The organism is Fulvimarina pelagi HTCC2506, assembly GCF_000153705.1.
GTDB lineage: Bacteria > Pseudomonadota > Alphaproteobacteria > Rhizobiales > Rhizobiaceae > Fulvimarina > Fulvimarina pelagi.
In genome coordinates this window covers 1,048,817-1,062,524 of the sequence record NZ_DS022272.1, presented here as the reverse complement: position 1 = coordinate 1,062,524, position 13,708 = coordinate 1,048,817, and the positions used below count along the sequence as shown (strand labels likewise).

Annotated in this window: 12 protein-coding genes; 1 reads left to right on the top strand and 11 read right to left on the bottom strand. The window is 62.3% G+C overall.

All coding sequences use genetic code 11. From position 1 onward, the window contains the following. Nucleotide 1: 1 nt before the first annotated feature. From FP2506_RS18925 to FP2506_RS04865, 11 genes are all read right to left on the bottom strand, one after another. Nucleotides 2-157 carry a hypothetical protein gene (locus FP2506_RS18925; protein WP_007066302.1) on the bottom strand — a complete coding sequence of 52 codons (156 nt, stop codon included), beginning with the start codon at nucleotides 155-157 and terminating at the stop codon, nucleotides 2-4. A 10-nt stretch (nucleotides 158-167) separates the two neighbouring features. Further along, nucleotides 168-1,496: a bifunctional folylpolyglutamate synthase/dihydrofolate synthase gene (locus FP2506_RS04910; protein WP_040488912.1), complete on the bottom strand. Its 1,329-nt coding sequence runs from the start codon at nucleotides 1,494-1,496 to the stop codon at nucleotides 168-170. Between the two features lie 132 nt (nucleotides 1,497-1,628). Continuing rightward, complete coding sequence (accD, locus tag FP2506_RS04905; RefSeq protein ID WP_007066300.1) at nucleotides 1,629-2,585, bottom strand: acetyl-CoA carboxylase, carboxyltransferase subunit beta; 957 nt, start codon at nucleotides 2,583-2,585, stop codon at nucleotides 1,629-1,631. A gap of 64 nt (nucleotides 2,586-2,649) precedes the next feature. Next, nucleotides 2,650-3,474 carry a tryptophan synthase subunit alpha gene (gene trpA / locus FP2506_RS04900; protein WP_040488911.1) on the bottom strand — a complete coding sequence of 275 codons (825 nt, stop codon included), beginning with the start codon at nucleotides 3,472-3,474 and terminating at the stop codon, nucleotides 2,650-2,652. Nucleotides 3,475-3,623: 149 nt separating this feature from the next. Continuing rightward, complete coding sequence (gene cutA / locus FP2506_RS04895; protein WP_007066298.1) at nucleotides 3,624-3,947, bottom strand: divalent-cation tolerance protein CutA; 324 nt, start codon at nucleotides 3,945-3,947, stop codon at nucleotides 3,624-3,626. Nucleotides 3,948-4,053: 106 nt separating this feature from the next. Next, on the bottom strand, nucleotides 4,054-5,274 hold the full coding sequence (trpB, locus tag FP2506_RS04890) for a tryptophan synthase subunit beta (protein WP_007066297.1): 1,221 nt from the start codon (nucleotides 5,272-5,274) through the stop codon (nucleotides 4,054-4,056). Nucleotides 5,275-5,276: 2 nt separating this feature from the next. After that, the gene (locus tag FP2506_RS04885; protein WP_007066296.1) at nucleotides 5,277-5,957 is read right to left on the bottom strand and encodes a phosphoribosylanthranilate isomerase; all 681 of its coding nucleotides are present in this window, start codon (nucleotides 5,955-5,957) and stop codon (nucleotides 5,277-5,279) included. An 86-nt stretch (nucleotides 5,958-6,043) separates the two neighbouring features. Next, nucleotides 6,044-8,506: an ATP-dependent helicase HrpB gene (gene hrpB / locus FP2506_RS04880; protein WP_007066295.1), complete on the bottom strand. Its 2,463-nt coding sequence runs from the start codon at nucleotides 8,504-8,506 to the stop codon at nucleotides 6,044-6,046. Nucleotides 8,507-8,510: 4 nt separating this feature from the next. Next, nucleotides 8,511-9,176, bottom strand: a complete 666-nt coding sequence (locus tag FP2506_RS04875) for an ATP-binding cassette domain-containing protein (protein WP_007066294.1) — start codon at nucleotides 9,174-9,176, stop codon at nucleotides 8,511-8,513. Continuing rightward, nucleotides 9,173-10,897, bottom strand: coding sequence for an ABC transporter permease (locus FP2506_RS04870; protein ID WP_007066293.1), 1,725 nt, complete (start codon nucleotides 10,895-10,897; stop codon nucleotides 9,173-9,175). Before FP2506_RS04870 ends, FP2506_RS04875 begins: the two co-directional genes overlap by 4 nt. Nucleotides 10,898-11,490: 593 nt before the next feature. Next, nucleotides 11,491-12,705, bottom strand: a complete 1,215-nt coding sequence (locus tag FP2506_RS04865; RefSeq protein WP_040489416.1) for an ABC transporter substrate-binding protein — start codon at nucleotides 12,703-12,705, stop codon at nucleotides 11,491-11,493. A 238-nt stretch (nucleotides 12,706-12,943) separates the two neighbouring features. Here FP2506_RS04865 and FP2506_RS04860 point away from each other — a divergent pair, with 238 nt between their 5' ends. Continuing rightward, on the top strand, nucleotides 12,944-13,699 hold the full coding sequence (locus tag FP2506_RS04860; RefSeq protein ID WP_007066289.1) for an SDR family NAD(P)-dependent oxidoreductase: 756 nt from the start codon (nucleotides 12,944-12,946) through the stop codon (nucleotides 13,697-13,699). Nucleotides 13,700-13,708 lie beyond the last annotated feature (9 nt).

Here is a 13,708-nt window from a genome sequence, read left to right as displayed (position 1 = left end):
TTCAAGGGCGAACCATGATGGTGAGGCTGAATATGACGAAGCCGACGAGCGCAATCTTCCAGAAGTCGCCGCGGCGTTTCAATCCCGGCAACCCGAGCGGGCGGATCAGCTGTATACCCATCAAGATAATGAAGAGGATCGAGAAGACCTTGCTCACTTTGGGAACCTCAGCGCGGTGCGAGACCGCTCTTCTCGAGGGCCTCTCCAACGAGGTAAAGCGATCCGCAAATTAGGAAGCGCGGAGCCGGCTGGACCGCCCAGTGCGCCGAGACGAGCCGGATTGCAGCCTCGATGCTATCTGCGGCCTCCGCGTCAAGCCCGGTGTCGAGAGCGAAGTCGACGAGTTCGTTCGGATCGATCCCGGCATCAGTTGAGTTGAGCGGAACGGTGATGACCCGGCGGGCTATGCCATGAAAGGCTTCGAAAAAGCCGGTCGGATCCTTGGTGTTCAGCATGCCGCAGATGAGGAAGAGCGGCCGCGAGACTTTGTCCTCGAGATCCGCAAAGACTTCAGCAATCGCCACCCCGGCCCCCGGATTGTGGCCGCCGTCGAGCCAGAGCTCGCCACCTTCTACGACAGCCTCGTAGAGTGGACCGGTCGTGATCTTGTGCAGGCGTCCCGGCCATTCGACCTTGGTCATGCCAGCTTCGATGGCGCGTTCTTTTGGCTTGAAGCCGCCCTTTCGTAGCGCCGCAATCGCAGTCGCCGCGTTCGCGATCTGGTGGCGGCCATAGAGGCGCGGGAGCGGCAGGTCGAGGAGGCCATCGTCGTCCTGATAGACAAGGCGTCCGTGCTCTTCGAATGCGAAGAAGTCCTGGCCGTAGCGGGCGATCGGCGCACTTTTACGCGCGGCGATCTTCGTGATGACGTCAACGGCGATCGACTCGGGCTGCGGACCGACGACAAGCGGAACCCCAGGTTTGATGATGCCAGCCTTCTCGGCTGCAATCAGCTCTACGCTGTCGCCGAGATAGGATTGGTGATCAAGAGAGACCGGCGTTATCACGCTGACTGACGGACTTTCCAGAATGTTCGTTGCATCGAAACGGCCTCCGAGACCGACTTCGACGACGGCCGCGTCAGCCGGATGCTCGGAAAACAGGAGGAAGGTGACGGCCGTAAGGATCTCGAACACCGTAATCGGCATGTCGCCGACGGCTTGGCCGGCGCGAGCGACCGCTTCGGCAAGCACGTCGTCCGGCACGAGTCGCCCAGGCTCGCCTTTCTGGCCAAGCCGATAACGCTCGTGCCAAGAGACAAGATGCGGCGAGGTATGGACGTGAACGCTTTTTTCGTCCGCCTCCAAAATCGCGCGGCAGAAGGCTGAAGTAGAGCCTTTGCCGTTCGTTCCGGCGATGTGGATGGTCGGAGGCAGATTGAGATGCGGGTTGCCGAGAGAAGCAGCGAGTGCCCTGACGCGATCGAGGGACAGGTCGTACCCCCTCGGAAGTCGAGCCAGCAGCGCCTCGATCTCCGCATGGGCCAATGAGGTCATGGTCATTTCGTTGCCCTACGACGGGCCCCGACGAAATGCAAAGAAATCGCCGCGCCCGCATCAGTCAAGCAAACGGGCCGATCGATCGCCTGTCTCGTACGGGATCGGTGAATGACGACGGGAGAGACCAAGTCAGGCCGCATCGGATGCGGTCGGCCCAGGCGAATCCGCAGAAGCCGTCTCGCTTTGAAGTGAACGGCCTGAACCGTTCAACGCGCGAGCCTGACTTTTCACAGAGGCCGGCTTCTTCAACCAGACCTTGAGGAGTGACGAAATTGTCGGCTTCAACTCATGGCGATGAACGACCATGTCGACCATGCCGTGCTCAAGAAGGTATTCGGCGCGCTGGAATCCGTCCGGAAGCTTTTCGCGGATGGTCTGTTCGATGACGCGTGCGCCTGCGAAGCCAATGACGGCACCTGGCTCGGCGATGTGGACATCGCCCAGCATGGCGTAAGAGGCCGAAACGCCACCCGCAGTCGGGTTCGTGAGGACCACGACATAGGGAAGCCCAGCTTCCTTTAGCATTTCGAGGGCAGCCGTCGTCCGCGGCAATTGCATGAGTGAAAGAATTCCCTCCTGCATGCGAGCGCCACCGGACGCGGAGAAGAGGACCATGGGCTTTCGTTCGGCGAGCGCCGTCTCGAATCCCCTGATGATCGCCTCACCCGCCGCCATGCCGAGCGAGCCGCCCATGAAGGCGAAATCCTGCACGGTCGCGACGATGGGAAGATCCTCGATGTCGCCGCGAGCGACGACAACGGCATCCTCCATCGAAGTCTTCGATCGGTACTCCTTCAGACGCTCCGTGTAGCGTTTTGAGTCTCGGAACTTCAGCGGATCAGTCGCGACTTCCGGAAGATCGACCGTCTCGTAGAGGCCTTCGTCGAAAAAAGCCTTGAGCCGGTCATAAGCCCGGATCTTCATGTGGAAGCCAGAGGATGGAACGACCCATTGATTGGCCTCGAGATCCTTGTGGAAGACCATTTCGCCGGTCTCGGGACATTTGATCCAGAGATTGTCCGGCACGGTTCGCGGCCCGAGCAGGCTCGAGAACTTCGGGCGAACGTAGTTGGTGATCCAGTTCATAGCTTAAGCTTTGAGCTCGTTTCTGATGGTCCGCAGCAGGATGTGGGCCAGATGGCGCGACTTCTCAAGCTTTGAGGCCGCGCACGCCGCCCGCAAGCTCGCGGACGACGCCGGCAGCAGCCTCGACGGTCGTACCGCTTGCGGCGCCGTTTTCTAGAGAAGTTTCGATGGCCGAGACGATCGCCGAGCCGACGACGACGCCGTTCGCGCCCTTGCCGATCTCGGCCGCCTGTTCCGCAGTTCTGACGCCAAAGCCGACGCACACCGGCAGATCGGTGTGGTTTTTGATGCGCCCGACCGCCGCCGCGACCTTGTTCGCGTCGGGTGCCGCGGCGCCGGTGATGCCGGTGATCGAGACGTAGTAGACAAATCCGGAGGTGTTCTTGAGTACCGCGGGTAAACGCTTGTCGTCGGTGGTCGGGGTCGCGAGCCTGATGAAGTTCAACCCGGCGGCCAACGCGGGCAGGCAGAGTTCGCCGTCCATCTCGGGGGGCAAATCGACGACGATCAGTCCGTCGACGCCGGCTTCGAGTGCGGCGGGAATGAAGCGTTCGACACCGTAGATGTAGATCGGGTTGAAATAGCCCATCAGGATAACCGGCGTTTCAGTGTCCGTCTCGCGGAACGCCTTTACGATATCGATTGTCTTCTGAAGGCTCGCCCCACCCTTGAGTGCCCGAAGTCCAGCTTTCTGGATCGCGGGTCCGTCAGCCATCGGATCAGAGAACGGCATACCGAGCTCGATGATGTCGGCACCAGCCTCGGGAAGCGCCTTCATGATTCCGAGCGAAGTCTCGTGATCGGGATCGCCGCCCATGATGAAGCTAACCAGCGCAGGACGGCCCTCGTCCCTCAGTCTGGCGAAACGGTCCTCGATGCGTGTCGTCATGATGCGCTTTCGGCAAAGTCTGGGCGTCGTTCCGTGGGACGATCGCGCAAGCGGCGCATCCACGGCCTGGTTCGAATTCGCGCATCCATACGCGATCGAACCCGCCGCTGCCAAGCGGTCATCAAGCTTTGAAACCGCGCCTCTGCCGATCAGCCTCCGGTGCAGGTCTCGTCGATCCAATCGCGGGTTGCCTGATCGACGAACGGAACCGCAAAGCCGAAAATTGCCGGCGTCTCGTAGGGGTGATGCTCACGAATGAGCTTGGCGATCCTATCGAAGAGATCAGCCCTTGTCTTGACGATCAACGGTGTCTCGTCGCCGCGATGTTGCTTGTCGTCGTACCAGTAACGGCTATCGATCTCCCGGCCAATCTGACAGCAGGCCGATAGCTTCTCATCGAGGAGAATATGCGCGAGTTGGCGCGCATCCTCAAGCGTCGGGCAGGTGGTCTGGATTTCGATGATGTCGGTCATGGAGGCCGCTCCCCAGGCTATTCATCGGATGAAGTCAGACAAATGGGTTTGTCGCCGCCCGCGACGAGAGCTGACTATCTTCCAAACGCTCCGAGTCGACGTGGCTCTACATCTCCACCCCGAGATGCTTCGCCGCCGTGTGCACGTCCTTGTCGCCGCGGCCGCAGAGGTTCATCAGAATGATCTGATCTTTCCCCATCTTCGGCGCGCGCTTGACCACTTCGGCCAACGCATGGGCGGGCTCTAGCGCCGGGATGATGCCTTCGGTGCGGGTCAGGAGCTGGAAGGCTTCGAGCGCTTCGGTGTCCATGATCGGAACATATTCAACCCTCCCAGACTCCTTCAGCCAGGAGTGTTCCGGCCCGATACCGGGATAGTCGAGACCGGCCGAGATCGAATGACCTTCCTTGATTTGGCCGTCCGAGTTCTGCAGGAGATAGGTGCGGTTGCCGTGTAGGACGCCCGGCGAGCCTGCGGTCAACGAAGCGCAGTGTTCCTCGCCGTCGAGCCCCTTGCCGCCAGCTTCGACGCCGACGATCGAAACCTCCCTGTCGTCGAGGAAAGGGTGAAAGAGACCGATCGCGTTCGAACCGCCGCCCACGGCGGCGACCAGCATGTCCGGCAGACGGCCTTCAGCAGCCTGCATCTGCTCCTTGGCTTCCTTGCCTATGACCGACTGTAACTCGCGAACGAGTTCCGGATAGGGATGCGGGCCTGCGGCCGTGCCGATCAGGTAATAAGTGGAATCGACATTGGTCACCCAGTCGCGCAACGCCTCGTTCATGGCGTCCTTCAAAGTGCCGTGGCCGGCAGTGACCGGGATGACTTCCGCGCCGAGCAGCTTCATGCGGAAGACGTTCGGTGCCTGCCGCTCGACGTCCGTCGCGCCCATATAGACGACACATGGCAAGCCGAAACGTGCACAGACGGTGGCCGTCGCAACGCCGTGCTGGCCAGCGCCGGTTTCAGCGATGATCCGCGTCTTGCTCATCTTGCGGGCGAGTAGGATCTGGCCAAGGCAGTTGTTGATCTTGTGCGAGCCGGTGTGATTCAGCTCGTCGCGCTTGAAGTAGACCTTCGCGCCGCCGAGCTTTTCGGTGAGGCGCTCTGCGAAATAGAGCGGCGACGGGCGGCCTGTATAGGTAGCATTGAGCCCATCGAGTTCGCGCTTGAACTCCGGATCGGCCTTCGCTGCGTTCCAGTGGTCCTGCAGATCGAGGATCAACGGCATCAGGGTTTCGGCGACGAAGCGGCCGCCGAATATACCGAACCGTCCCTCTTCATCCGGTCCCGCTCGGAAGGAATTTGGCGTCAACGGCTGGTTCATCGTCACAAATCTCCCTGCAACTCGTCTTCTCCGATCCGATCGAGCGCGTCGAAGAATCGCTGAAGGCGGCCGACATCCTTGATCCCCGGCGCACTTTCCACGCCCGAAGATATGTCGAGACCCGAAGGGCGCGCAATGCGAACCGCGTCCTCAACATTATCGGCGTCGAGGCCGCCGGAGAGCATGAAGGGGACAGTTCGGTCAAGCGCGGCCAGTAGCCGCCAGTCGAAAGAGACGCCGTTGCCGCCCGGAAGGTTCGATCCCTTCGGCCGCTTGGAATCAAGGAGGATGCGGTCGGCGATCCCGAGATAGGGCGCGATCCGGTCCAGATCGTCGACATCTGCGACAGGAAGCGCTTTCATGACGGACAGACCGGTCGCGCTCTTGATCGCCAGCACACGTTCCGGACTCTCGCGGCCATGCAACTGCAGCCAGTCTGGCGCGACCTCGGTGACCAGACGATCAATCTCACCATCCTCGGGATCGACGGTGACGACGACGGTCTTTGCCCTGCCGTCGACGTGACGTGCCAGCTCGGCCATCTGTTCGATTTCGACATGACGCGGGCTCTTTTCGAAGGACACGAAACCGATATGGCTCGCGCCGCGGGCAATCGAGACATCGACCGTTTCGCGCGTCGAGAGGCCGCAGATCTTGATGTCGAGTTCTGTCATCCTGTTCATCCCATCATGCTGACGCAAGCGGTAACACCTCAGCTGTAATATTTGCAAAATATGCTTCGCATGGTGCGGATGCACGGGAACGCAAGTCAGCCCGATCTCCGCTTCGCCCTTGCGGTCGGCGATGCGTTCGCCGGGTTTTTCGGCCATTCATGCTTCGGATAGCGGCCGCGTAGATCGGCGCGGACGTCGGACCACGAGCCCGCCCAGAAGCCGGGCAGATCGCGGGTTATCTGGATGGGACGGTGCGCTGGCGAGAGGAGTTCGATTGTCAGCGGAAGGCGGCCCTCCGCGATGGCAGGATGGTGCGTCAAGCCGAAAAGCTCCTGGACGCGGATTGCTAGGACGGGCGCGTCCTCGTCGTAGCGGATCGGGTGGCGGTTGCCTGTGGGAGCATCGAATTGGGAAGGCGCGAGTTCGTCTAGGCGGCTTTGAAGGTGCAGCGGAACCAAGCCGATTAACGCCTCTCTAAGTTGACCTTTCTTGATGTCCGCCAATTGGGTGGCACCCGGAACGAAGGGAGCCAGCCATGCTTCGAGCGAGTTGTGAAGTGCGGTGTCCGAAAGATCGGGCCAACCATCGGGATCGGCCCTCGCAAGGAACCGCAACCGGCGCAGCAGCCGCTCACTTTCCTTGCCAATGCCGAGAGCGTGGAACGGCAGCGACTTCAGACCTTCCATGAGAGCGGCGGTCGCATCGGGTCCGCTGGGGTGCGGAAGCGGCGTCTCTGAAAGGACGATCCTGTCGAGCCGCTCGACGCGGCGGGCGCGCACCGCCCTCGCCTCTCTTTCGAAGACGAGGATGTCCTCGGTCGATCCGCGTGCAGCGAAGAGCGCCGCCAGCGCATCCTCCGAAAGCGGGGCAGCGGAGAGGATGCGCCCTGCCCCTGCTGCCCCTTGGAGCTCCGCGACGACGAGCGCGCGATGACGGCTCAACGCGTCGATCGGATCGAGCTGACCGCCGCGACCATTAGCGAGGACATAGGAACCGGGCGCGCCGCGCCGGACCGCCACCCGATCCGGATAGGCCAGCGCCAGCAGCGCGCCGGGTTCGTCCGACGCATCCTCGTCGACCATGTCGGTACCGGTCGCGGTCTCGGCGATGCGACGCGCGAGACTATCGGCGCCCTTCGCGCGAGGACCTTTCTCGTGCGCAAACCGGCGCAGCCGCTCCGAAAGATCTGCGTCGTTGCCGCCAAGGCCGCGTTCGGTGAGGAGCACTGCGAGCCGCGCGGCAGTCATACGCCCCTTTCTCGGAGCCGCGGACACCATGCGCGCGAGACGAGGCGGCAGCGGCAGACCTCGCATCGCCTCGCCGGTTTTGGTCAGACGGCCGTCTTCGTCGAGCGCGCCGAGCGCTGCGAGAAGCTTCTTCGCCTCGGCAAGGGCCGACGCCGGCGGCGGGTCGAGAAAGGCAAGCTCCAAAGGATCGGCGACGCCCCAGGCCGCACAATCGAGGACGAGGCCGGCGAGATCCGTGCCGAGGATTTCAGGTGGATCGTAGCCTTCGAGCGCAGCCGTCTGCTCGGCGCGCCAGAGGCGGATCGCAACGCCCGATTCCGTGCGCCCGGCGCGACCGGCCCGCTGGTCGGCGGCGGCCTTCGAGACCCGCACGGTTTCGAGGCGCGACAGGCCAGTCGCGGGCTCGTATCGCGGCCGGCGGGCGAGCCCAGAATCGACGACAACGCGGACGCCTTCGATCGTCAGAGAGGTCTCGGCGATCGACGTGGCGAGGACGACCTTTCGCGCTCCCACAGAGGCAGGTCGAACCGCGCGGTCTTGGGCGGCACCGTCCATCGCGCCGAAGAGTGGGGCGAGGACGACGTCATCGGGCATGCGGCCTTCGAGGCGCTCAGCGACGCGTTCGATCTCGCGCTGTCCGGGCAGGAAGGCAAGGATGCTGCCGGTCTCGGACGCGAGCGCCTCCTGAACGGCGGCGGCGACGGCATCCTCGATCCGCTCGGTACCGGGATGCTCGCGGTAGCGGATATCGACTGAAAAGGCCCTTCCCACGCTCTCGATCACCGGCGCGTTGCCGAGGAGGTTTGCGACGCGGGCGCCGTCGAGGGTGGCAGACATGACAAGGAGCTTGAGATCTTCGCGCAAGGCGCCCTGGACGTCGAGCGCCAGGGCGAGGCCGAAATCGCCGTCGAGGGAGCGTTCGTGGAACTCGTCGAAGATGACGCAACCGATACCGGAGAGCTCCGGATCGGCGAGGATCATGCGCGTGAAGACACCTTCCGTGACGACTTCGATGCGCGTCTTGTAAGAGATTTTTGTGTCGAGGCGCATGCGCCAGCCGACGGTTTCGCCGACCTCCTCGCCGAGAATCTCCGCCATGTGCCTTGCTGCGGCGCGGGCCGCAAGGCGGCGGGGTTCGACGAGGATGATCCTTGTCTCTGGCGCGGTGATCTTCTCGAGCAGGAAGAGCGGCACGAGCGTGGTTTTACCGGCGCCGGGCGGGGCAACGAGAACAGCGGCGGCCGTGTCGACGAGGGCATCGGCCAGTGCGGGCAGCACTTCGGTGACGGGTAGGTTCGGCAGGGCCTCCACGGTGCTAGCTCCTGGCCGGGGCGATCTCGACCAGCGGGCCTCCGGCCGCTTCGGCGTCCTCACGGTCATGGGTGACAAGGAGCGCCGGAATCTGGCGCTCGCGGACGAGACCGAAAACGAGCTGACGCATGGACTTCCTGAGCGGCGCGTCGAGCCGAGAGAACGGTTCGTCGAGCAGCAGTGCCTTCGGTTCGGCTAGTAGCGTACGGGCGAGTGCGACGCGGGCAGCTTGACCGCCGGACAGCGTCGCTGGGTCGCGGTCGAAGAGGCCGTCGAGCCCGACGCGGGACAGCATTTCCAACGCTCTCTTCACCCGCTTCGTGCGACCGGTCAGACCGCCCGGCAAGGCGAAGAGAAGGTTCGTCCCAACCGACATGTGCGGATAGAGCAGCGCGTCCTGGAAGAGGAGACCAACCGATCGCTTCTCCGGCCGCTTGTCGTCGATCGGTTCGCCGTCGAGATAAATATGTCCGTTGGCGTTGAACGCCGGATCGAGGAACCCGGCGATATAGGCAAAGAGGGACGATTTGCCGGAGCCGGACGGGCCCATGACGGTGAGGACCTCGCCAGGTTGGATGAGGCGATCGATGTCGAGCAGCGTGCGACCGCCGAGATGGATCGCGACATGCTCCAGCCTTAACCCTCTCTCATTCACGGCGCGAACGCTCATGCGGCCTCCATGCCGCGTCGGCCACGAAAGACCAGGCCCGGCATCAGGCTAGCGAGGAGAAAGACGAGCGCCGGGATGATCGTCTGGAGAAGCGCATAGACCCCGATGATGCGGCGATTGCCGCCCGAAGCAAGTGCAACGGCCTCGGTGGTGATCGTCGTCAGCCGCCCGGCGCCGATGAGGACTGTCGGGAGGTACTGGCCGACGGAAACGGCGAAGCCGATGGCGAATGATGTAAGGATGGGTGCGAGGAGTAGCGGCATACGGACCCGGAAAAGCGCACTGAATATGCCGTGGCCGAGGCTGGTGGCGACGACCTCGTAGCGCGGGTCGAGCGCATACCAAGGGCCGACCAGCGCAAGCGCGACATAGGGCGCAACGAAGATGAGATGGACTGCGACGAGAAGACCGAGCGAAGGTTGAATCCCAGACGCGACGACGAGGATCTGCAGCCCGAAAACGAAGGCAATCTGCGGCACGATGAGCGGCAGATAGAGAAGTCCGGCGATCAGCGACGGCAGGACCGGCCGCTCGCCTGCAAGGCGCGGCACGGCCCGGCGATGCGCTTCGAGCATGACCACGACGGCGACAAGCGCAATGACACCCGAGAAACCGGCGACGAGCGCGGTGACGACAAGTGGATCTTCGGCACGCGGGAGCGCTCTTTGCCAGCTGTTCAGCGAAAAGGAGGGCGGCAGCGGATCCGGAAACCCCCAGAAACCGGCAAACGACCAGAGACCGAGCATCATGAGCCCAAGAACAAGGGATAGCCCGGCAAGGACTATGGGAATCGAGGCGACTGCGCGAAGCCCCCGATCGCCTGAATATCTATGACCGCCTGCTGCAAGTCTTTCGCGAAGGCGGCAGCCAATGCGTTCAAGTCCGAGCCAGACGAGAAGCGTGACGGCTGTGACGGCGAGCTGCAGAAGGGCACCGGCCGAGGCCAGGAAGCGCGTTGAAAGATCGGGGTCGCCCATCCATTGCAACAGTCGGACCGCGAGTGTCGGCGGAACCGATGGCCCGAGGATCAGCGCCACATCGACGACGGACGAAGCGAATGCCACGACCGCCAGAACCGGCAACCTGATCTGGTGATAGATCGCCGGCCAGACGGTCAGCAGGAATGCAGCCATCTGACCATAACCGAGCGAGCGAGCAAGGATCGTCCGGCGTTCGGGATCGGCCTGAGGCAGAGCGGCGAGGGCGACGAGAAGGAGAAACGGCACTTCCTTGGCGATCAGCCCGGCCATCAGGGACAGGCCCAGCGGATCGCCGACGATGAGGAGGTCCGGCGGGCTCGTCAGCCCGAGTGGCAGGGCTAGCAAGCGCGCGATCAGGCCTGAGGGCGCGATGAGAAAGACGAGCCCGAAGGCCGCTGCAGCGTGGGGAATTGCGAGAAGAGGACCCAGGCTACGCCGCGCAACCCGCATCGGGCGAGTACCGGCGAAGGCTGCAAGAAAGATCGCCACCGAGACGACGGAGACTAATGTCGTGACAAGTCCGGTAGCGAGCGAGAGAGCACTTGAGCCCACGAGGCCTGGCTGTGACGCAAGATCGCGAAATGGGGCGAGCGTGAATTCGGTACCGCCGAGAGCCGGCAAATAGCCGAATGCCGGCAGGACGACGCCAGCGATGCCGATGCCGACGGGCGCGGCTAGACAGGCTGCGACGGCCCACGGGAGTAGGCGAACCGCGCCCGAAAGGCTGCGATCTGCCATCATCGCGCTATCGCTTGTTCGTTCAGCGGATGTAGGCATTTGGGCGTGCAATATAAATAAACGATTGTTCTTCGCCCCTGCCCTCAATCCGGAAGGCCATTCGCTGCTTCTTCATGGACCGCAGAAAACAGAAACCGCTGAATCCATCGTTCAGCGGTTCCGCCTTCTCGGTGCCGACGGATAAATAGCCACTATGTCATCGATGTTCGCGTTCACCCGCCCGAGTTCATCGCGTTTCTATTCGACGGCCCAGACGCGGTGGTTCCAGCTACCGAGGGTGAACGGGACCCCCACAATTGGATGAGATTTTGTTCCGAGAGCTTGCCGTGTTCGAACTGACAGGTCGACGCGCGGTAGCGTGATTCGTCGGATCACTCAGAAGTAACGGCGTTTCCTGCACCAACATACATTCACAAGCTGCGATGACGACAAATCATCGTAGCAACGGGGGTACATCATGTTCCGCCACCACCTCGTCGATATCGTCTCAATGCTTGCCGAGATCGGCCCGGTAAGCGGCGACAGATACGGACGTCCAAGCAAGCTCCAGCGGGTAATCATACATTCGAAGAAACTTCTCTTCGGCGGATAGAGCCTCAACTCCCGTAGCGCTGCAGCCATTGGTCTTCGATACGGGTCATCCAGGACGGGTGTGGTTCGGGGAGGACCGGGCCGAGCTCATCTGGGCCGAGCGTGGCAGCGCCGCGATCGATCTCTTCGAATTCCGTTCGTTGCTCCGGAGAAAGTTTCTCGACGTCCAGGATCGTCGGGTCACCCCAAATTTCGGGACGTTCCTTGCGGATTTGCGCTTCCGGGGACATCAAGAAGTTCGCGACGACTTTCGCGCCCTCTTTCGAACCTGAATTGTACGGGATCGTAACGAAGTGGGTGTTGCCGAGCGTACCGCCCGAGAACACGAAGGAGCGCACCGTCTCTGGTAGTTCGTTGTTGGCAATGGCGTTCGACGCTTCCGCCGGATTGAAGGCGAAGATGATGCCGAGTTCGCCGTCTGCCAGAAGCTGCTTCATGGCCGGATAGTTTTCCGGATAATCCCTGCCTGAGCGCCAAAGTGCTGGCTGAAGTTCGTCGAGATAAGCCCATAGCGGCTGAGAGACCTCTTCGAAGTTTACCTCGGCCTCCGGCGCCTCGAGCAGGCTCGGATCTTCGATGGTCTCGGCCAGAACCTGCTTCAGGAAGCTCGAGCCCATGAAATCGGGGGGTGCGGGGTAGGAGAAGCGACCTGGGTTAGCCTTTGCCCATTCGAGCAGTTCGGCCGACGAATCCGGCATGCTATCGAGTTCGCCAAAACGAGCGGGATCGGTAAAGAAGACGAATTTGGCGCCGCCCCACGGGCTTTCCTGCCCGTCCGTAGGTACCGTGAAATCGGTCGTGACGCTCGGATTCTCCTGATCGACGAGCGACCAGTTCGGCAGGTCGGTTGCGAAGCCGTCGGCAAGGAGATCCTGTTCCTTCATGGAAGCGAAGTTCTCGCCGTTGATCCAGATGAGGTCGATGCCGCCGTCTTCGTCCTGACCGGCCGCTTTTTCCGCGACGACCTGGGCAACGGCGTTAGCTGTATCGTCTAGCTTCACGTGTTCGAGGGTAACGTCATAGCGCTCCTCGACCTGATCGCCGACCCAGCGGATGTAGTCGTTGATGTTTTGGGAACCGCCCCAGGCATTGAAGTAGACCGTCTGACCCTTCGCCGCCTCCAGCGTTTCTTCCCAGGCAGTACCCTCTTCGCTCTGGGCGAAGGCGCCGATGGCGGACAGGCTCAGCGCCGCGGCGCCGAGCAGCGCCTGTTTCAAGATCGTCATCGAATTCCGTCCCTCTCGATTCTGCATACGCCCTTCGGCCTACGATGCCGAATTCTTCGTATTTTCGGCCCGCGACATTACATACGCTCGCCACGGGCGGCCAGACGCAGTGTCACCATAAGATGCGCTGCTCCTCCAATCGCCCCATGGTGCGCTGAGGTGTACTTACGGCTGCGGAACCTCGGTCGAGCCGGACGAGTATCGATATCCGAGACACTTCAGGAGATCGGCTATGTCGGAGACGACGCGTGACGAACGCAAGACGCTCGTCCTCACTGGCGCTTCACGGGGGATCGGCCACGCGACGGTCAAGCGATTTTCCCGCGAGGGTTGGCGGGTCATCACCTGTTCGCGCCAGGAATTCGCCGACAACTGTCCCTGGCCGGCGGGACCAGAGGATCACATTCGTGTCGACCTGTCCGATCCAGAGGACGTCGGGTTTGCCGTGTCGGAAATTCGCCAGCGGCTTTCGGCCAACGGCAATACGCTGAACGCCCTCGTCAACAATGCGGCGATCTCGCCGAAGACAGAGGGCGGCGCGCGCATGGATTCCTTCAAGACACCCATGCACATCTGGCGCGACGTTTTCCAAGTGAACTTCTTCGCGCCGATCATGCTGGCGCGCGGGCTGTTCAAGGAACTCCAGAATGGGAAGGGCTCGATCGTCAACGTGACCTCAATCGTCGGCAGCCGGGTGCATCCCTTCGCTGGAACGGCCTATGCGACGTCAAAGGCGGCGCTCAACTCACTCACTCGCGAAATGGCCGCCGATTTCGGCCCCGCCGGCATTCGTGTCAATGCGATCGCCCCAGGCGAGATCGAAACCGCGATCCTGTCACCCGGCACCGAAGAGATGATCGACGACATCCCGCTGCGCCGGCTCGGGCAGACGGCCGAGGTTGCCGACGTGATCTATTTCCTGTGTTCGAACCAGTCGTCCTATGTCACGGGGTCTGAACTGCACATCAACGGCGGCCAGCACGTCTGAGTATCTTGC